This window comes from Hyphomicrobium sp. (genome assembly GCF_019753045.1).
GTDB lineage: Bacteria > Pseudomonadota > Alphaproteobacteria > Rhizobiales > Hyphomicrobiaceae > Hyphomicrobium_B.
The window spans coordinates 1-19,493 of sequence record NZ_JAIELN010000020.1; the positions used below are offsets into that span (position 1 = coordinate 1).

Sequence of the window (19,493 nt, forward strand, 5' to 3'; positions counted from 1 at the left end):
ACCTTTACCGGCGTTTCCGGGCGCGTGCGGCGAAAGCTCTTCCGGCATTTGACGGGTCACGCTCCGAGCTTTTTTCAAGGGCAGGCGCCCGGCGCTCTCACGAGCAGAATCACAGCCACCGCAAACGCGCTCTATACGACCGAGACCATGGTTACGTTCAATGCCATGCCGCCGCTGGTCGCGACCGTCGTCGCCATCATTTATCTCACGACCGTGAGTGTCGCGATGGCGTTGACGTTGACCGGCGTCGTCGGGGTTATTGTCGTCTTCATGTTCTACTGGGCAGCTCGCGGCACGCCGCTTCACCACGCCTATGCGCGCGAAGCCGCAAACGTCGATGGCGACATGATCGACGTCATCTCGAATATTTCGGTGGTGAAGGCCTTCGGGCGCATGCGCAGCGAGCATCGCCGTCTCGGGGGCGTCATCAGCCGCGAGGTGCGCGCACGGAAGGAAAGCTTATATTTCCTCGAACGGCTCAGAATTTTTCACGCTATCGCAACGGCAGTGCTGACGTGTTGCGTTCTCGCTTGGTCAATCGTTCTTTGGCAGCGAGGCGAGGCGACCGCCGGCGACGTCGTGCTCGTCTCGACACTCGGGATTTCCATTTTGAGTGCTACGCGCGATCTGGCCGTTGCTCTCGTTGACGTCACGCAGCACCTGGCGCGCTTTTCGGAAGCCTTGCGGACGCTCCTGACGCCGCACGCGCTCCCGGTCATTTCATCCGCGAAGCGTGTGGCTGCGGCGCGCGGAGCGGTGGAGTTCCGTGATGTCGGTTTTGCCTATCCCGATGGCAAGCAAGTCTTCTCGGCGTTGAATCTCAAGATCGAGCCTGGAACGCGTGTTGGTATCGTCGGGCCGTCAGGCGCAGGGAAATCGACGATCTTTTCGCTCATCCAGAGATTTTATGACGTTCAATCCGGCGCAATTCTGATTGATGGCGAAGTCGGCGCGTTGTTGCCAGACGACGCTCTCCGCAAAGCCATTGCCGTCGTCCCTCAGGACGTGAGCCTTTTCCATCGTACGCTCCGGGAGAATATTCGCTATGGGCGACCCGGCGCGCGCGATGATGAGGTTATGGAAGCGGCCCGGATGGCGCGGTGCGAGAACTTCATCGAGCAGCTGCCGGCAGGCCTCGACACGATCGTCGGCGACCGCGGCGCGAAACTCTCAGGCGGACAACGGCAACGGGTTGCGATCGCGCGGGCATTTCTGAAGAATGCGCCGATCCTCCTTCTCGACGAGGCGACGTCTTCGCTCGACAGTCATTCGGAAGAGTTGATCAGAGAGGCTCTCACGACGCTGATGAACGGAAGGACGGTTATTGCCATTGCGCACCGTCTTTCGACGCTCCGGAATTTTGACCGCATCGTCGTCATTCAGAACGGTAAGGTGGTGCAAGACGATACGCCCGAAACCTTGATCAGCAAGGCCGGCGCTTACAAATCGCTCGTCGATCTCGAAGTTCGGCGCCTCAAATCGGCGGCAGCGTAAGGGATTGGCCGACGGACGTTGAGAGCGGATCTATGCCAAGACGACTTTCGCGCCACCGATGCAGTTCGTGACATCGATCGTCACGTCGTCGTTTTTCCGTCGCAAGACAAAATCGGCGGCCCCTTCGCCGGCACGTATATTTCGCACCGTTATCTCACCTGCTCTCTCCGGCAAATGAGGAGAGTTCAGCGTTACGGTCCGCGAAGCGCCGTCGATTTCGATACCCAGCAACGACCCCAAGAGATAGGGCATCGAGCCGCTCGCCCAGGCTTGCGGCGAGCATGCCACCGGATAAAGAATCGGCGCGCGCCCAGCCCGTCGCCGAAAGCCGCAGAACAACTCGGGCAGTCTGCCTTGGGACATGTTGAGAGCAGCATCGAGCAGCCCGTTGAATACGGATTCGATCTGCTCTGACTTTCCGTAGCGCGCGAAACCTGCACCAATCATCGCGTTGTCGTGCGGCCATATCGACCCGTTGTGGTAGGACATCGGGTTGTATCTGGCTTCGGTGGTCGCGATCGTTCTGATGCCCCAGCCAGAGAAGAAGGTCGCGTCCAACATCTGCTTAATGACGCGCGATGCCCGGTCCGAACTGGCGATGCCGGAACTCAGTGCGTGACCGGCGTTGCTCGATCGGACGTCGACACGATTTTTGCGGCCATCGAGCGCAAGCGCGTACATGCCGATGTCCGACGACCAAAACTTCTCCTCGAATTTTCTCTGCAGATCGACAGCTTCGGCCTTCAGGCGGCGGCTCAACGCATCATCGCCAAGCATTGAGGCCATGCGCGCGGCAACAATCTTGGCCTCGTACACATAGCCTTGCACTTCGACCAGCGCGAGTGGCCCCTCTGCGAGGCTTCCATCCTTGTTGAAGATCGAGTCGTGACTGTCTTTCCATCCCTGGTTCGACAATCCATCTTCGGTTTCGCGTGCGTATTCGACGAACCCGTCGCCGTCCGGATCGCCAGGGCCGTTTATCCATTCGAGAGCCTTGAGGACCGCCGGCCAGATTTCGCTAAGGAATTTCTTGTCGTCTGTCGCCGCAATGTAGGCTCCAGCCAAGACAACGAAGAGCGGGGTCGAATCGACGCTGCCATAGTAGAGACCAAAAGGAACTTCGCGCAGCGACGCCATTTCGCCGTTTCGCATTTCGTGGAGAATTTTTCCGGGCTGAGCGTCGGCTGCCGCATCGTGTTCGCTTGCCTGAAAACGGGCGAGCCGACGAAGCACTCCGCGAGCGATGGATGGATCGATCCATAGCACCTGAAGCGCCGTTATCAGCGCGTCCCGGCCGAAAGTCGTCGAATACCAAGGCGTTCCCGCGTAGGGATACGGGCCGTCTGCGGTATGCGTGATCAACAGGCGCAAATCCGCCATCGAACGCTTCAGCACATGATTGAGATCGGGATGTGAAACCTCAATGCTTGCCGCCTGCATCTCGGTTCGGCGGAGGTGCAGGTACGCATCGTGCAATCCCTTCACATAAGAGCACGGTGGACTGAGGCGATCGCCCTCGGCCAACGCGCTCACGTAGATGCGTCGCGACTGCTTCGCCGGGATGTGCAGCCGAAAGAATGCCGATGTCTCTTTCAGAGACATCGGCTCGGGATTCATATGAACGGACGTTTTCCGAACGATGCGATCCAGCCCCGTATAGCTGAAACTGACGGTATTCGGCGTGTCCGTCGTTCGGCGGACCGTTCCACGCTTCTCGCGGCGCATACCGCGCACTTCGAAGATGTCCAAGAAATCGCTGTCGAAAAAGATTGATACCGGCAAATAAAGATCAACATTCGCGTGGTTCGTGAAAACAAGCCGTTGCCGCAAGCTTGCATCGCGGACGTATGTCGTTCTGAAAACGTGGACGACGTCCTTATGAAGCCATAGCGAACCGTTCGAGTAGACATCGGTATTCGTGAGGTCGGCGCAGAGCTGAAGGTCGTTCTTGTCGAGGGTCGAACCGAGAAGCAACGGTGGGCGCCTCGCTATCAGCAGCTCGAGGCGCGATAGGTACCGCGTGTCGTTAAAGAAGAAGCCATCTCCGTGATTGCCAAATGCGCCGATGTCCCCATGCGTATCGACGACAACAAAAGCATCGTCGTGCTTCAGTGTTTCGTGGGCTCGCGGCGAACTATCGGCCTCAGCGTGGATGTGCTCAGGCTCGTGTTCAGGCGGATGATCCGGCTGCCGTGATGGCGCAATTGCCATCCGAAAACTCCGTTAAAAAAAGACCACGCCGAAGCGCTATGTTAGGCGCTTAAAGTGGCAAGTGCCACTGCGTCAGTTGACGAGGGTCTCGTGGACGGGACGGACTTCATCGCTGCGCGAGGCCGGTAAGCGGCCGGTCGCAGCAGGAGCGCGCTCGTAAAGCGCAACGTAAGCTTGAGCCATCGATGCAGCTGTAAATCTCTCGTCGAACCGACGGCGAATGCGCCTGCGATCGAGTGATAGGACGCCGGGCAACGCTGCGACGGCGCTTTCGACATCATCCACGATGAAGCCTGTTACGCCCTCGTCGACAACTTCTCTGACTGACCCACGGTCGAAGGCGAGAACCGGAGTGCCGCAGGCCATTGCCTCAATCATCACCATGCCAAAAGGTTCCGGCCAGTCGATCGGAAAGAGTAATGCGGACGCTTCTCCGAGAAATTTCGTCTTCTCCCGATCGTTGATCTCGCCAACGAAGTGTATGTCATCACCGTGAAGCAGAGGTCTGATCGTGGCCTTGAAATATTCGACGTCTACCGCATCGACTTTGGCCGCGATTTTGAGCGGGAAGCCCGCGGCGCGAGCGATTTCAATCGCACGATCAAGCCGCTTTTCGGGGGAGATGCGCCCCAAGAAAGCGAGATAGCCGCCGCGCGGATCGAATGTCGGACGGTGCAGATCGTCAGGCAGGCCGTGGTAGACCGTTCCGGCGAAGTTGGCGTAGGGCACTGGCTCACGCTGGGAATCCGAAATGGAAACGAGGCTCATCTCGGGAAACGCGCGATAGAGGAGCTGCAGGTCCGGAAGATCCTGGCGTCCGTGAAGTGTCGTCAGCGTTTTGTGCGCGATCGTCCGAAAGACCGGAAACTGGAACTGATCGATGTGAAAATGGATGATATCGAAGGTCGAGGCCATGCGGCGAATTTTGTCGACCATCATCATGTAATAAGGAATTGGATCGCGTACGGCGGGATTGGACCTAAGCGATTTTTCGCAACAGGGCACCAGCTTGGCCGACGTTATGGAGTCACCGCTTGCGAAGAGCGTTACCTCGTGCCCTTGGGTCACGAGTTCTTCGGTGACATAGGAAACAACGCGCTCGGTTCCCCCGTATAGTTTTGGCGGGACGCTCTCAATCAAGGGCGCAACCTGTGCAATCTTCATGCGTTGGGTCCTTCCCGTGTTCGGAAAGTTCAACGTAGCGGCACTTGATTCGTTCCCGGATTACGTGCGGCGTGCTGACCACCGGCAGAGATCGTCAGTGTGCATGCATTTCGCAGCGCCAGCGCCAAAAGGCTTCCGCCAGACGCTTCGGTCCATGAAGGACATCTCCGTCATGGCCCCGCGTCTCGAGGGCAACAACTAGCGTTTGCGGAGGCTCGGGTTCCGCTGCGTCGGGTCATTGAACAGCGGGTCGTAGTCTTGCTTTATCGGCTTCGGGTACGTGGCCTCGGGCGAGGATGTATTCAGTTCGGACACGCCGGTACCGGGAAGGCTCGACGGGGGAATTCTAATCATCGGCGCATTGGAGTTCGGGGTCGGCGTGCGAAGCCGCGTTTGCGCAAAGGCAGGCGACGCGGCGAACAACGCGAGCGCGGCAGTTGCGAGAATTGTTTTCATCTTCCCCTCCGTTTCCCCGATCGATAATGCGTGCCGCGCATGGTGGCAACGCCTCCGGACGCCGGGCCCCCATGCATCCTTTGAAAACCGGGTTGCGTCTGATTGCGAAACTGCGGGTTCGGCGGCGCATCCCGCGCGCTCGGTGAAGAGGGCGCCCAAGATTTGTCATCGCCACCGATCATCCCGCTCTGCTCCAAGTGGACGGCGAGTCCGCCGTGTAACACTTGCTTTAGCAACTGTCTTCCGATGACCCAAAAAGAGGGCGAAATAGCGAGAGCGCTGAAGACGACCATGGCCGACGCGTGCCAGCATGACTTTGGTCTGAACTTCTGTTGCTGATGCGGAAGGTGAGCCTATGGGAAAACTGGTTCTTCTGAGTGGCGAGCGCGCAAAGAAAGAGTTGGAAGAAAAGCAGCGAATTATCGCCGGATTGAAGGAGCTTTTAGCTCGCGCGGAATGCGGCGATCTCAAAGCGATTTGCTACGCAAGTGTGGACACCGACGGCCAGAACGTCACGCTCGGAATTTTGCAGGACGACAAAACGGGCCTGCATGAGCTGATCGGGCTATCGCAAATGTTGAGCGACGCCATTCTGCAAAGCGCGCGCGACTGAACCCGCGGGCCAGAAGACGCTCTTAGGCCTCGGGGCCGATGCCCGGGATTCGTCCTCCTTTGGGGCGCTCATTCGAGCCCCCGAAACCCTGCGCCCAAATACCTCCCTCTCGGCCGAGCGATTGATAGGCAGCAGCAATCATTGTGCTCAACGATGCCGTTTGCATCGCCACGTCAGTTGGAGAGAAACCGTGAAGACAATTGCAATCGCTTTCGCAGCTTGCGTGACCATCGCGAGCAGCGCGATGGCCGCTTCCGTCGGCGTGATCCCGCTGATGGACAATTCCATCGTGTGGAAGACGGATGGACATGGTGGCGGCGGCGGTGGTCGTGGCGGCGGCCGATGGGGTGGTTCGGATGTCGGCGTGATCGTCGACGTCCCGTGGGAAGCAATGGGTTATGGCAACCAGCCGGCTCCTGGTCCGGCCCCCAATCGCTGTCGCGAAGCGCGAAACGCTTGCTTCGAGCAGTGGGGAACGGATGGCGGCAAATACGGCCGCTGCATGCAGGACTACGGTTGCTGAGTTAAGGCGAGATACCGCGGGATCGTCGCAAAATGCGCCGAAGAAAACGAGGTGAGAGGCGGGTGCCGCTCACCTCATTGATCGTTAAGCAGCAGGCTTGTGCGTGCGCTTTGCGGCGAGGTGCTTATGCGTATGCTTCGATGCATAGTGCTTCTTGCCGGGCTTCGAAGCGATGTGCTTGTGGGTGTGCTTCGAGGCATAGTGCTTTCCAGACTTATGCGTCGCATGGGCCTGATGATGGGAATGATGCGTATGCTTCACGACCTTCTCGGCTGCGCCTGCAACGCCTGCGCCAAGCATCATCGCGACTGCGGCCATCGCCACTGTCAAAGCTGTCTTCATTTTTTGGCTCCTGAGTTTTGAAACGTCTCATCGACGTGGTGCCCAGGTCATAAGGTGGTTTGCCTGTCACGTAGATGAACAAATGAGCCGTTTTGACATACAGTTTCGTAAGGTGGGTGCGGTCGTTAATTAGAGGTTTATTCCGCCGATCAGGTCGAGAAAGAACCCGGTCAGAAATACGCCGGGCCTAGCCCGACGAATAAATCGAATGACCGCCGAAAAAGGAAATAGGAAAAGGAGCGGGAAAGCCGCCCCATTCCGAATCATCTCAAGTAGAAGGCCTACTCGCTTTCACTCATGAATTTCTCGGCGGCCGTTACCAAGCTCATCTTCGGATTGGCCGCGCAGTAATCGGCGATGTCGCTCGTTTGCTTGATGAACTTCTCGATATCCAGAATCGTCGAGCCATTGTTGTAGCTAGCGTGATAGCCGGCGAGCCACATGAATGTATCGCCGATGTTTTTCTGGACGTCCTTGTTCGTCAGAACCGTCTCGCACGTCACGATAGCGAGGTCGACGCTCTCAGGGCTCGCGTCTTCGATATTTTCGCCCATGAATTTTTCGGTCGCCGACAGCACGCCGATGCCCGGGTGCTCGGAGCAAAATTCAACGGTTTTGTTGAATGAGTCCGAGAGTTTGTCCCAATCGACGACGGTGCCCTGATCGGCGGTCGCGTGGTATCCGCCCATCCAATTCAGTATGCCGTTCACGAACGAAATATCATCCTTCGTCTTTGCTGCGTAGGCCGAAGCGAGTTTCTCGCAGCTGATCGTCGATACGTCGATTGGATCGGCGGACGCTGCGAGCGAAAACACCGACAAGAGAAACAGCGACGACAATACTGAAAGGAAGATACGCTTCATAGAACAGTCCCCGATTGGCTCACCGACCGACGCACTGCCTGCAGGCCGCGACGCGGGAAGATCCCCGAGCCGAGGCTTCTTATCTCAGAGAGATTAACCAATAGGGAGGTTAGATCGCGTGGACACCGATCAGCTTTCGCCAGCCGATCGTTGAGGATTGGACAGTGACGAACCGATTCAACCACGAGCCAAGAAGCACCTGCCCTAGCGAGGCACGCAGATTGCACTCGTTGCAATGAAGCACAGCGTAAGAGGCGCCGGTGGCATGTTTAGAGACAATGTTATTTGGGTCGATTTCCGCGTCTCGAAGGATATTAGAGAGCGGCAAGCTTTGTCATTTGCGGAGCGCCTGAAGGGCGGTCCGGCTCAAGCGCCAGGTCATATCGAGGCGACGAAATCCGCGATCGAGGTCGTCCGCAAAATGCTCGCAGGTTCGAGCCTTGTCCCCAAACGCCCTGACAAGCCATAGCGGCGGACGCGACCGGTGCTTCAGGACGCTCTTCTTCGGCTCGGGTGCGCCGGATAGAATACGTCCGATCCGCTTATCCCGTATTGCGATAGGTCGCGAGGCTCCAAACTGTTGGCCGAGACCACGACCGGAACCTCAAGTGCCTTGACGGCGTCGCAGAAGTCCAACGTGTCGGTTTCGACGTCGAACTCAATGACGACTGAAGCGGCCTTCGTCGTCCGCACGAACTCGAGTGCGTGGCCGTATGATCCGAAGACGTATGCGCTGCCGTTTCGCTTTTGGCGCGCATCGCAAAACCGCATTCGATGATTGCTCGAGCGCTCGACGATGACGATTGCCCTGTAGCTTCCCATGATGGGTACCTCTGAGCCTCCCGGCCTCAGGAGCGGGTTGTTCCGCGGTCCGTCAGATCAATCTATCGGCGGCCCGTGAGGTGACAATCGGGAAAAGACAGAGCCGTGAAAATTTCTGTGAGTCCGGAAGAGGGCAACTGTGATTGGCGCAGCTCCGAATAGACTTCATCGCGCCAACCGAACTTGCCGACAACGCTCTGCAAAAGTGCGTTCAAGGTCCGCTGATCGCCGTGCTTGCGTGAAGCCGCCTTGGACCGACGGTCACGGTCACGGATGGGTGGCGTCGTAGTGCGCAACCTGGTTGTACATAATGAAGCGGCCGGCCACGAAGCCAATCGCGATCAGGATGCAAGCGATGGCAAAGAGTCTGACGTGGCGATGCATAGGACCTCCGATCACCGAAAGCCCGTGTCTGCCACACGCTGCACGGCTAAGTCGAGCGGCATCGCTCTCAGAAAGCGCGAACCCCGAGCGCCCCCTCGGTAAAATCGGTCCTTTGGATGTGGGCCAGGGACTTAGCGTTCCCGACTTGAACACTTCCCCTACGCTCCATTAACGACGAAGCGTCGGAGCGGCTGATCGGGCGCCGCTTCTTGATAGCCTCGTCGCGCCCCACCGGAGTCTGGGGGGCCTCTCTCTGATTTTGAGGTGCGGCATGTCCATTTCCGAAAAAGACGCAAAGAGCCTGCTGAACCATGAGGAATACGAGGCCGTGAAATCGGCCTACCATCCGGCGATTTATGCGTTGGACCGCGACGGTCTCAGAAATCTCGCTTTGCGGCTCGAGGGCTATCGCGAGAAGGCGAAAACATTTGCTCGCCAAAAACGCCGCGAGGCGAAGGGAACGGCAGAACCTCGGGGCAAGAGTTTTCCGGGAACCGCCGACCAACCGGCGAAGCGGAAGCAGGTATTTGCGCACGCTCTCAAGGTCGTGAAAAAGGAACGGGCGCGTCTTCACAACTTAGATGTCCGCGCGCAGAACGTGGAAGCTGCGCACCGCGCGTTGGCTCTCCACCGCGCGAGCCAATTTACTCATCATCCGCAGGGCGACCCAACGGCGAACCCGGGCCAACAAGCTAAAGGCGCGCGGCCAAAGCGCGTTCGCACTCCGGGCAGCAAAGTTGGCAGCATCTTGAAGGCCAATGCGCGAGCCCAGGCCAAACGCGATAACCGGCCGCACTAGGCAGCGTGCGAAAAAACCTTGCCGCGTTTCGGACTAACGAGATCTTCGACAACTTGAGAAAGGGGCCGCCTGGTTGCGACTTGCCTGCAGACCAGGCGGCCAAGAAATTATTCGACCAGAAGCAAGAATGATTTCCCGGCATCTGTGGTGAGCTCTTTGTCGTCAAGCGTTCCATCGTTGTCGGGATCGGCGGCCTTGAAGCGCGCTTCGATCAGCGTGTCGTATTCTTTTTGGTCGATGGTTCCGTCGCTGTCGGGGTCGGCAGACTTGAGGGCAGCCTCGTCAACCCGGCCGGACAGCTCCTTCGCATCCAAAGTGCCGTCGTTATCGGGATCGAGCTTAGCAAAAACCTTCGCTCCCGCTGCTTTTGCCTCGGTTACATCGATCGTACCGTCGTTATCGGGATCGAGGGCCGTAAGGGATGAGGAAGCCGCCAGGAGCGGGGTAGAGTGATTGACGCAAATGATCCCGGAGACAGCCATCAGCGCAGCGGCGCTCAACAACTTCACGTTCATTCGAATAACCTCCTGTTCGTGGATCGCGATCGTCGCAAATCCATGGCGATCCACTCTGCAAGTTCAGGATGAATTCCCAGCACGCGTCACTAGTTGCACCTTAGCAGAGGATAAATTCCCGCTCTAAGGTGATATTTCGGAAGAAAAATCGGGAATAATTCTCATAAATGCTCTCAAGCCGGAGCTTCATTTGCGCCGAACCGACGAGTTGAGGGCGAGAGCGCCGCTTGTCAGATGAGCTTCAACTCGACCGCAATTCGAACCATTTCGGACGACGTCCGTGCGCTGAACTTCGTGCGAAGCGCCGCGCAATCGGCCGCAACCGTCTTATAAGAAACCGAAATGTCATTGGCGATTTCGGCCATGCTCCGGCCACTCGCCAGCATTCTGAGCACCAGGTGCTCGCGATCGCTCAGCAATGACGTCGTTCCGCGCGCACTAGCCCGAAGCAACGCCATCTCCTGAGTGAGATCATCCGATATCCAGGTGTCTCCGCGCGCAACCGCAAGGACAGCGTCCCTCAGATCGAATGGGTTGCCATTCTTGCTGACATAGCTTTTTGCCCCGCATTCGATGGCTTGTATGGCGAGCATCGGTGCGTCGCTCATGGAGAAGACGACAATCCGCACGTCTGGATCTTGGGCTACGAATTCCCGAGTCAATTCCAGGCCGGAGCCATCCGGAAGATTGATATCGATGACGCTGACGTCGGGCGCTTCTTCCTTCATCGCGATGCGCGCCGCTGAAGCCGTCCTTGCTTCCACCATCGTCACTCCGTCATCCTTCGGGAACAAGGCGCGACAACCGGCGATGACGATCGGGTGGTCCTCCACGACGAGAAGCTTCACGGCTGTTCGCACTCACCTGACTTGCTGACATGATTTCGTTCTAGCGAGCGATAAGCTATTATCAATGCTGATTTTGCAGGGATTTTTTCCCGCCTCCGATAGCGAGACGTTGATGTTCATTCTGCTGCGTCTCAATCTCGCTAATGTTCCTTGTCGAGGTTGGGCCGCACCCCGCGCGATGGCTGGTTCGAGTGGCTCCCGAGTGCGACGTAAACTCAACGATGGGGCTTCGCTATGCCCAGGCATCGACGTGGAAATGCCGATCTCACTCTGCTAAAAGCCGCCTATGTCAATCAGGTCGCTAATCCAAATTTTCATTTGGGCGTGTTTTGCCGTCGGCACGCTGCAAGCGACCAATGCTGCCCAACGTCACGTCGAAGCGGGAACACAACTCGCCTCCCTTTGGAGCGAGAAGGACGCCAGGTTCCTCTCGCCTTCGCGCGTGCAGGTCGTTCCGAGTTCGCACTCTTTCATAAAGCCGGCCGGAGGATCGAAGCAGTTCAGCTCTACGAGCCCGGACACTGCATTCTCCGCGCGGCCATCGCAGCTCTTGTGCGTGAGCCACACGCCGCGTTCTTGCGGGCTCGGTGCGTATTATCTCGAACGAACGTCGCATGATCCGCGCGCGCCACCTTTAGGCTGATCCGGATCAACCTTCCTCAATCCTTTGAACACAGCACGCACGCTAAGTGTCGTCTTCGGATCGACGCTCGATAGCGCATGCCTCAACACGGACAAACGTCATGGATGACATCAACTCAACGACTGAACCTTCGCGGCCGGAAATCTCCGAGCGAGAGGCGCAGCTCATCGAAAAGCTCGGAGCTCGCCTTCTGCTGATCTGGATATTGGGATTTGTGGCGAGCATTGAATTGCTCATGATCGTCCACATTCTGAGACATTAAACCGAAGGGCCGCGATCGGATTTGGTCGCGGCCCTTATTCAATCGTTGCATCAGGGTGAACGATCGTCTTGAGACGACTGCGCCACAAACATGGCCATCGGTGACGGCTCAGTACGCAAGTCTGCCGAACAAGCGCACATTCGCGCCAGCCTGCAGCACCTCATCTTTCTTGAACGACGTGCTGTCTCTTACGTAATCATTCAAAAGGTTTTCGCCCTTGAGCCCAATAGTCATTCGAGGAGCGACGGGGTCGCGCGCATCCAACGCCATTGTGTAACTCACCTCGGCGTTGACCAGCGTGCAACCGGCGGTCGGGGTCTCGTTTGGTGCGATTTCATCCTGTGAAAACGCATACAGAGAAGAAATCTTCGCCTGCCAGGCGTCGTCGCGGTAGTAAAGGCCGCCGCCAATGCGATGGGGCGGCATCCTCGGCACATACTCGCCGTTGGAAAACCTTGCGTGCACAAAATCATATTGACCTGAGAGACCCCACACCCCCCGCAGGACGTGTCCGACGTCATACTCAGTTGCGAGTTCGACGCCATAGAACGTCGCGTCACGCTGGTTGAAGATCACCTCATTGAGCTCATTGCCAGGATCGCCGCTCCCGCACGTGCCGATGGTGTCACCGCACATTGCACCGGTGAGATCGCGGAAGATGTATCCGTCGTACTTCGTGTAATAGGCGGAGGTGTCGAAGCGCCATTGCCCTGAAGTCTTGCCGAAGCCGAGCTCGATCGATTTCGACTTTTCGATGCCGATATCGGGATTGCCGATTTCGAACGTGCCCGTCACGTCATGTGCGCCTTTGGAGAAGAGTTCCTGCGCCACGGGAGCCCGCTCCGCGTACTGTCCGGTCAAGCGCGCAACGACTCCGAAGGGCAGGTCGTACAGAAGGCCAAGGCTGGCGCTTTTTGGGTCGAATGTTTTGTGTTGCCCGATGAGATCGGATGATGTCGGGTTGAAAATATCGTCATACATCGTCCCGTGTACGCTATCGTGCTCGATGCGAAAGCCCGCCTGGAACCTCAACGGTTCTGTGACGCGCAGTTCCTCCAGTAGGTAGCCGCCGATGACGTCGGTGGTGTTGGGCTCGAGCAGGCTGTCGCCCTCGAAACTCGTGCCCACGAGCTTCCGGTTGCTGATTTGAATGCCCGCCGTACTGGTGAGCGCGCCAATACCCGTGGCAACCGGCACCGATTGAGCTTCGAGCCGGGCTTCTGTGTATTTGTTGGTGAAGCGAGAGCCGACCGTGTCCGCGTTCTCCTCAGCATCGAAATCAAGCTCGTTATGCGCGTAGTTGTCCCATCCGAACCACGTTCTGATCGCCGCGAGTCCGAGCCCTGGATTACGCCACTCACCCTTAGCGTTGATTTTATCTTGCCCCATATCGATGCGCGATTTGGCTTCCGCGGATTCAACGCCGGGAATGGCATAGAGGCTGTCGAACCGCGTATAGCTGACGCCGAAGAATCCATCGTGCCAAATGAACGATCCGCCGATCGAGGCTCCATGGCTGTCGACGAAGGAATTCGCCTGTTTGCCATCTGGTGTGTCGTAATCGTTCGATTTGCGATCGAACCCGTCGGCATGGATCGCGAAGCCCTGCGATCCTGCGGTTGCCTTGAAGGCGCCGTCACGGCCGCCATCGACGGAACTCAGTCCCCCCATGATCTCGCCGCTGAAGCCATTATAAGGAATGTACGTCGGGATGCGCTGATTTTCGGCACTCACGACACCGCCGATAGCTTGAGAACCATAGCGTATCGTCGCCGGCCCCCGAACGACCGTCACGCTATCCGCACTGTAGGGATCAATGGGGTAGGCGTGATCTTCGCTGATATCCGAAACGTCGCCTGTCGCAATCCCGTTCTCTTGGATTCGGACACGATTGTTATCGAGACCCCGGATGATCGGACGATTGGCGCCCGGCGCGAATACGGACCCGGCAACGCCTGGCTGTTGGTCCAAGGTATCCGTGATCGTCGCACCGTGGGTCGGCAATAAATTCGGCGCCGTCGTAACGGTGGTTGCGTTCAGTCCAACCTGAGGCGTGATGAGCGTTCCCGGAGGCGGCAAGAGATTGCCACTCGAAGCCGTCGGCAGAGATTCCTCAGGGCTCGGAACAGGTTTCGCAGTTGTCTTTTGTGCGGCCGTTTCCGCTTGCGGCGCGTTATTCTTTTTGGCGACACGCTTCGCCGTAGGTGCCGGCTTCTTCTTGGGTTCCGCGACGATGACTGGCGGAAGATTTGCCGGATTTGAAACTGAGTTCGATTGACCGCTTGCCGACGATAGCTGTGGCTCATGCCCCGCCTCTTGGCCGAACGCCGGACTCAACGATACGAGCGACACAACAGCTACAACAGAAATATGACTCTTCATTCCCCACACCCCCAACAGAAAACGCCCACGCGTCGCTAATCGTATAATATAACATCCGACATGAGTGGCAACGTCCCTTCTCGTCGCCAGGGCCTGGGATGTCGAAGGGGCATGAGGGTTTCGCATCGCCTGCAGATCAGCGCCGCTTGGGTCCGTCGCACCGAATGCGTGCCAAACTTCGCGGTGTGGAGGCCTATGAGGTCACTGCAGACGCTGATCTGCAGCAAGCCGCGCGCCCATCTCGTACCCGAGCAGATCTGGATCAATCCGGATTGCGGGCTCAAGACGCGCAAGAGGGATGAGATCCGGCCCGCACTCAAATTTGGAGAGGAACGAGCGCTTCGATTTTCATCCGCTCGACAACAGCGATACCGCTACTGTAACTTGACGACTGACCCGCCTCATCGATTTTATATCTGCCGACTCCAAACCATAATTTCATTTGGGTCAAAAAATACATGGCGGCGAGAACCGCACATGTCGCAACAAAAAACCCGGCGCGGTCGGAACCGCGCCGGGTAAAACTGCTCACCTAAGCTTCGGCCGGACGCTAGGCGTGAGCCGCGACTTCCTTCGGATGGCTCCAACGGCGCGCTTCAGCAACGCGATAGAGGGCGAGCACTGCGGCGAATGCAACGACATTGACGATGAAAATGCGCGTCACGATCTCAAGAGAGAAGGCTCCGGATTCTCCGCCGATCACAAAGCCGGCAGCATAAAGAGCAATCTCATAGACGGCGAAAGCAGCGATCAAGCTTGCTATCGTAGCTATCGAGTTTCTTAATACGATGGCGCCGATTGAGCGGGCGGCAAAGAACCCTGCAACGGCAGCAACGCCAATGGCAGCTCCCCAGGCGAACGAATTGGCGGTTTGCGGATAATCCAGAAGTCCATATCCGACGACCTGGTTTGCGATCCAGGCCAACATAACGAGCGTCAAGCCAGTGCCGCGATCCATTTTACGTGCCGCCAATGCCCCGATCGCCGCAAATGGCGCCGCGCAGGCAAAGACATAACTGCCGACGACGCTCAAAACCGCAATCAGCACCACCCAAAGCATCGGCGTTACAATCGCCTTGTCGTTCATCGCATTTGAACGGGAAACTCCGATCATCTCTTTCTCCATTTGTGGGTCTTGATCATTTAGGCTGCTCTTCTACTTTTCTGCTACTGCTTTGGTGGCGCGTGGTGCGCTCATTTGAAATAAAACGGCATGGCAAAATTCAAATTGGCACCGGCCGGCGGCGGCGGGAAAGGAGCAGCGTTGCGCACTGCTACCATAACCCTCCCGTCGAGACTCGAATTGCCCGAGGAGCGCGCGATACGTGCCGAACGTAACGCTCCGGATCCCGATACGCTGAATTCCACGACGGCAGTGCCGTGATCGCCGCCGCCAGAAGGCTTCTGCGCCACGACCCGCGCCCGGACGAGGGCCGCGTAGTTCACGGCCGACCCGGCGCTCGCCGAAATGCGGCCCGCGCTTTGCTTCGATCTGCTGCTGGCCCTGATGCTTGCCGCGCCTTTTTGCCTTGTATCGCTCGGACGCGTTCGGTCGGGGCGCAGTTCCCGGCGTTTGAGTAGCTTCCTTACTGCTTTCTCCGCTGGATTCGGTTCCGTTTCCGTCACCTCGAGGCCGGCGCCGATCTCGCTGTCTAGCGCGCCGCGCACCACGTCAATGCCCTCGGGCTCGGACGAGCTCTCTTCAAGTTCGGTCACCTGTACCTCAATGTCGTGCGCTGGCCGGTCCTCGCGCGTTTCCTTCACTTCGACTGGGCGCGCGGCCGCGCTGCTTTCCGCAACCTCGCCGCTCGTCGCTTCCACTGACTGCACCGAGACAGCCGCGACCGATGGTGATGCCTTCACCGTCTCCAAAACTTCACTCTTCAAAACTTCAAGGCTGATAGCCTCGGTCGGCTGCTCGACAGCGCCCGGCTTCTGGTCGACCCAATAGAGGAAGGAAGCCAACACGGAGCCGTGCAGCGTGAGCGACAACAACGCACCAACACACATCGCCGCCGCCTTTCGACCACGTCTTGTTCCAACTCCAAGCATCTTTGCACTGACCATCATGTGGCGTTCACGGCTTCAATGGCTGGCGCCCGCCCGGAAGCCCTTACCATCGCTGTCGAGCGCTTCAGCGTCGCGACCAAGCCATGTTTTCGAAATGGTCCGCCACGTCTCGAGACGCGACCACTGGGGCGTCTCCGAAAGACTGTCATCTTCGTTGATAAAGGGGTTTGGAAAAAAGATTGAAATCATTGGCTCGTCCTTGCCATTCGTCATTTCAAATCCCCAAGTCACCGGCTTGCCATCGGCGCCGAAGCCGCGAAAGATGCGTGCCTTCGACGGCCGCCGGTGCGCTCGCAAGGCATCGCTAACCGGAAACCGCTCCGATCCTTTGTTCTCCCCAATGCACAGATGAAAGTGGCCGCCCCGCTCGAACATCACGGTCAGATATCCATCGAACAGTGAGACCTTTGTCGGGGGTCCAGGACAGCGAAGCTCATACGCCGCCCCTTGAATGAGCGGTCCGAAGCAGAGCCCTTGCCAATGGTTCTGGAACACATCACGCAAGAAAGCTTGCAGAAACGCTTCATCCAGCGGCAGCTCCCAGTATTCGCGGCTCGGAGATCCGTCGGCTTTTCTGTCAACTGACGATGGGTCGGGGCCAAGCCCCAACCGTTGTTGCGTGATGTCATGCACATTATTCGACACGACGGACCTCATCACCACTGTTCAATTTTCATGATCGGGAGGGAAGGCTCATGCACAGTTGCGCGCATGAGCCTTCCGCGCGTCAGTCGCTCGGCAGCGCCATTGAGAGACCGCCATAAACCGACGCGCCAGGTGTGCCGTAATCCAGCACTGTCTGATATTTCTCATCGAGCAAGTTCTCGCCACGGACGTACACTTTCCATCCGGGAGAGAACTCGTAAGAGGCCTTCGCATTGACGAGGACGTAGTCGGTGAGCGCCACAATGCCTCGCGCGTCAAAGGAATTGTCGATCACGTCGGCGACATACTGCGCCGTCACGTTGAGTGCGACCTTGTCCATCGGCACGATATCGACACCAGCTGAGAATGCATGGCGCGGAACGCGGACTAGGCGTGCACCGCTAGCGTCTGTCGCGTCGGTGTAGGTGTAGCCGGCGGTCAATGTCAGGCCTGATGAAATTACCGCCGCGCCAGACACTTCGACACCGTTCCGATGGGTCAAGCCGGGCACGTTATAGTAGCCGCTTGGAGCCCACATAATCAGATTGTCAGTGTCGAGCACAAAATAGGTCGCGCCGATCCTGTATCGGCCATGGGCAAAGCCTTGCTCAACGCCTGCATCCCAACTGAAGCTCGTTTCGGGCTGCAGGTCCGTACGACCATAGTAGGGATCGTAGAGCTCATATAGGCTTGGCACACGAAAGCCGGTTCCGACGCTGCTATGAAACTTCGTCTCGGTCCCCGGCACCAGATATGCACCAGTCAGACGATACGTGTCGAAATCTCCGAACGTACTGTGGTCGTCGATGCGGCCGCCGCCAGTCAACACCAGTCCCTGAATCGGCTCCGCCATCAGCTGTGCGTAATAGCCGTTGAGATCTGCGGTCGCGCGGTTGGGGTTGCTGCTCGTCGAGGCGCCAGTGCGTTCCCAATCCGCGCCCGCAAGCAGCGATAGCTTTTCGTTGAACGTCAGAACGCCCTTGTACTCGCCTTTGATGCGATCGCCGTCATACCAGCCAGTTCGAGTCTTATCGTTGAAGGTCTCGCGGCGGACCTCCATGCCTTGAATGGCTAGGGTGTTTTGGAACGCTCCGTTGAACAAGGAGAATTCCGTGCCGACACGACCCACTTGTTGCGTCGTCGTGCCGTTGTCGAGCGTGTCGCCGAATGAATAGGTCGGGGGCGCGTAACCGTCGTAGTTATACTTGGCATCGAGCGCGCGCGCGGCAAAAAACACTTTCCACGAGGGTGTGAGGAAGTATTCGCCACGGCCAGAGAAGGTCAGGTTGCGAGAGCCGTCATCCTCTCGACCAAATGCGTAGGCGGAAAAGCCGTCGGTACCGACGCCCTGCACGGACAACGCAATGTTGCTACCGTTGGCGGCGAGATAGCCCGCCGTGTAAGCGCCGTTGATGGTATTGTATTGTCCGCCCTCGATGTTGCCCTGCTGCGAAAATCCTGGCTTTTTCGCAGCCTTCGTTTCGATGCTGATCAGACCGCCGACGGCATCGCCTCCGTACAGCGTGCTTTGCGAACCTTTGACCACTTCGATGCGGGACACATCACCTACGAGAAGGTGCTCGAACGACACCGCGGTCTGTGGAGCCGACGGATCGCTGATGTCCATTCCATCGACGAGGACTTTGACGTACTTGCTCGCAGCACCGCGAATAAAGATGCCCGCCTGCGTTCCGGGCGGACCATTCTGATAGAAGCTTACTCCCGGCAGTGTCGCGAGATAGTCCTTCACATAGGTCTGGCCACGGCTTTCAATTTCCTTTTGGGTGATCACCTCGACCGTGGAGCCGACTTTGGCGGCATCTGTCGGCGTTTGGTTTGCCGAATAGATCGTCACGCCCTCGAGGTCGGTCACCTCTTGCGCGCGCACTGGCCCTAACCCCGCACCGGCACCTAACACGGCGCCCACAGAGAAAAGCGCTGCTTTTAGCGTCTTACTTACCGCCGTTTCCGGCGCTTTTACTGACATAGTTCCCCCGTCATCAGACTTAATGACGGGAACTTCGGCAGATATGGCGAAAAACAGCACGACGTACGCTCGCGCTCTCGCCGGTGGCGAAAACGCGATTATGCTTGACCAATAAAGGCCTGCTCAAACGTATGTTTGCTATCTAGATGTTCATGTCCCGCGCCAGCCCTGACGTTGCTCCCGATCGGTTGCACATCAGTCGCCACTCCGGGGTTACCGTTCCTAAGTGCGGCCCGCACCGAGGATGGACGACTTGTGGCGGCAGGTCTCCTGGCTCGCGGCTCGAACGTCCCATCTCCTGCCTTCCCAAATTCCCAAAGAGGGGAATGTCAGTGGCTTCGTGGAGAGGACTTGCCGCTTACAGTTGCGGGCGCAGCCACGGCATCGATGTTTCCATCTCACCGTGTTCCCTCTTAGCTCGCGTTGGCGTAGGCCAACGAAAGCACCGTCACACTCGTAATCTGCATATT

General features: G+C 57.9%; 20 protein-coding genes, 1 pseudogene and 1 riboswitch. Of the genes and pseudogenes, 7 read left to right on the plus strand and 14 right to left on the minus strand.

What is annotated here, in order from left to right; genetic code table 11:
- The coding region (locus K2Q04_RS19095; protein WP_291166495.1) for an ABC transporter ATP-binding protein at positions 1-1,494 on the plus strand (1,494 nt) is incomplete at its 5' end.
- Positions 1,495-1,524: 30 nt separating this feature from the next.
- On the opposite strand, the gene K2Q04_RS19100 is transcribed toward K2Q04_RS19095, so the two are convergent.
- From K2Q04_RS19100 to K2Q04_RS19110, 3 genes are all read right to left on the minus strand, one after another.
- On the minus strand, positions 1,525-3,705 hold the full coding sequence (locus tag K2Q04_RS19100) for a glycogen debranching N-terminal domain-containing protein (RefSeq protein WP_291166497.1): 2,181 nt from the start codon (positions 3,703-3,705) through the stop codon (positions 1,525-1,527).
- Positions 3,706-3,777: 72 nt separating this feature from the next.
- Positions 3,778-4,869, minus strand: a complete 1,092-nt coding sequence (locus K2Q04_RS19105; protein ID WP_291166500.1) for a glycosyltransferase family 4 protein — start codon at positions 4,867-4,869, stop codon at positions 3,778-3,780.
- Between the two features lie 198 nt (positions 4,870-5,067).
- Positions 5,068-5,325 (minus strand): hypothetical protein, encoded by a 258-nt coding sequence (locus K2Q04_RS19110; RefSeq protein WP_291166502.1) that lies wholly within the window; start codon positions 5,323-5,325, stop codon positions 5,068-5,070.
- Positions 5,326-5,680: 355 nt separating this feature from the next.
- On the opposite strand from K2Q04_RS19110, the gene K2Q04_RS19115 reads away from it, so the two are divergent.
- Positions 5,681-5,938, plus strand: a complete 258-nt coding sequence (locus K2Q04_RS19115; RefSeq protein ID WP_092868458.1) for a hypothetical protein — start codon at positions 5,681-5,683, stop codon at positions 5,936-5,938.
- A 190-nt stretch (positions 5,939-6,128) separates the two neighbouring features.
- Positions 6,129-6,461 carry a hypothetical protein gene (locus tag K2Q04_RS19120; protein WP_291166505.1) on the plus strand — a complete coding sequence of 111 codons (333 nt, stop codon included), beginning with the start codon at positions 6,129-6,131 and terminating at the stop codon, positions 6,459-6,461.
- 84 nt (positions 6,462-6,545) lie between these two features.
- Here the strand turns inward: K2Q04_RS19120 and K2Q04_RS19125 are convergent, their stop codons facing one another.
- Complete coding sequence (locus K2Q04_RS19125) at positions 6,546-6,803, minus strand: hypothetical protein (RefSeq protein ID WP_291166507.1); 258 nt, start codon at positions 6,801-6,803, stop codon at positions 6,546-6,548.
- Positions 6,804-7,084: 281 nt separating this feature from the next.
- Positions 7,085-7,666, minus strand: coding sequence for an HdeA/HdeB family chaperone (locus tag K2Q04_RS19130; RefSeq protein WP_291166509.1), 582 nt, complete (start codon positions 7,664-7,666; stop codon positions 7,085-7,087).
- 265 nt (positions 7,667-7,931) lie between these two features.
- On the opposite strand from K2Q04_RS19130, the gene K2Q04_RS19135 reads away from it, so the two are divergent.
- On the plus strand, positions 7,932-8,135 hold the full coding sequence (locus tag K2Q04_RS19135) for a hypothetical protein (RefSeq protein WP_291166511.1): 204 nt from the start codon (positions 7,932-7,934) through the stop codon (positions 8,133-8,135).
- Between the two features lie 20 nt (positions 8,136-8,155).
- Here K2Q04_RS19135 and K2Q04_RS19140 read toward each other — a convergent pair whose 3' ends face one another.
- Positions 8,156-8,488 carry a hypothetical protein gene (locus tag K2Q04_RS19140; protein ID WP_291166513.1) on the minus strand — a complete coding sequence of 111 codons (333 nt, stop codon included), beginning with the start codon at positions 8,486-8,488 and terminating at the stop codon, positions 8,156-8,158.
- A gap of 655 nt (positions 8,489-9,143) precedes the next feature.
- Here K2Q04_RS19140 and K2Q04_RS19145 point away from each other — a divergent pair.
- On the plus strand, positions 9,144-9,671 hold the full coding sequence (locus K2Q04_RS19145; RefSeq protein WP_291166515.1) for a hypothetical protein: 528 nt from the start codon (positions 9,144-9,146) through the stop codon (positions 9,669-9,671).
- A 107-nt stretch (positions 9,672-9,778) separates the two neighbouring features.
- Here K2Q04_RS19145 and K2Q04_RS19150 read toward each other — a convergent pair whose 3' ends face one another.
- Entirely contained in the window at positions 9,779-10,186 is a 408-nt protein-coding gene (locus K2Q04_RS19150; protein WP_291166516.1) for an EF-hand domain-containing protein, read from the minus strand.
- 230 nt (positions 10,187-10,416) lie between these two features.
- Complete coding sequence (locus tag K2Q04_RS19155) at positions 10,417-11,046, minus strand: response regulator transcription factor (RefSeq protein WP_291166518.1); 630 nt, start codon at positions 11,044-11,046, stop codon at positions 10,417-10,419.
- Between the two features lie 731 nt (positions 11,047-11,777).
- On the opposite strand from K2Q04_RS19155, the gene K2Q04_RS19160 reads away from it, so the two are divergent.
- Positions 11,778-11,939, plus strand: a complete 162-nt coding sequence (locus tag K2Q04_RS19160) for a hypothetical protein (protein WP_291166520.1) — start codon at positions 11,778-11,780, stop codon at positions 11,937-11,939.
- A 108-nt stretch (positions 11,940-12,047) separates the two neighbouring features.
- Here K2Q04_RS19160 and K2Q04_RS19165 read toward each other — a convergent pair whose 3' ends face one another.
- Positions 12,048-14,321 (minus strand): TonB-dependent receptor, encoded by a 2,274-nt coding sequence (locus tag K2Q04_RS19165; RefSeq protein WP_291166522.1) that lies wholly within the window; start codon positions 14,319-14,321, stop codon positions 12,048-12,050.
- Positions 14,322-14,516: 195 nt separating this feature from the next.
- On the opposite strand from K2Q04_RS19165, the pseudogene K2Q04_RS19170 reads away from it, so the two are divergent.
- Positions 14,517-14,606: pseudogene (locus K2Q04_RS19170) on the plus strand (hypothetical protein); the annotation flags it as partial.
- Positions 14,607-14,637: 31 nt separating this feature from the next.
- On the opposite strand, the gene K2Q04_RS19175 reads toward K2Q04_RS19170, so the two are convergent.
- From K2Q04_RS19175 to K2Q04_RS19195, 5 genes are all read right to left on the minus strand, one after another.
- Positions 14,638-14,853 carry a hypothetical protein gene (locus K2Q04_RS19175; protein WP_291166776.1) on the minus strand — a complete coding sequence of 72 codons (216 nt, stop codon included), beginning with the start codon at positions 14,851-14,853 and terminating at the stop codon, positions 14,638-14,640.
- A gap of 18 nt (positions 14,854-14,871) precedes the next feature.
- On the minus strand, positions 14,872-15,435 hold the full coding sequence (locus K2Q04_RS19180) for a hypothetical protein (RefSeq protein ID WP_291166524.1): 564 nt from the start codon (positions 15,433-15,435) through the stop codon (positions 14,872-14,874).
- Between the two features lie 80 nt (positions 15,436-15,515).
- The gene (locus tag K2Q04_RS19185; protein ID WP_291166526.1) at positions 15,516-16,331 is read right to left on the minus strand and encodes a TonB family protein; all 816 of its coding nucleotides are present in this window, start codon (positions 16,329-16,331) and stop codon (positions 15,516-15,518) included.
- A gap of 75 nt (positions 16,332-16,406) precedes the next feature.
- Complete coding sequence (locus tag K2Q04_RS19190; RefSeq protein ID WP_291166528.1) at positions 16,407-17,036, minus strand: hypothetical protein; 630 nt, start codon at positions 17,034-17,036, stop codon at positions 16,407-16,409.
- Positions 17,037-17,118: 82 nt separating this feature from the next.
- Positions 17,119-18,924 (minus strand): TonB-dependent siderophore receptor, encoded by a 1,806-nt coding sequence (locus K2Q04_RS19195; RefSeq protein ID WP_291166530.1) that lies wholly within the window; start codon positions 18,922-18,924, stop codon positions 17,119-17,121.
- 341 nt (positions 18,925-19,265) lie between these two features.
- Positions 19,266-19,488, minus strand: a riboswitch (cobalamin riboswitch).
- Positions 19,489-19,493: the final 5 nt, after the last annotated feature.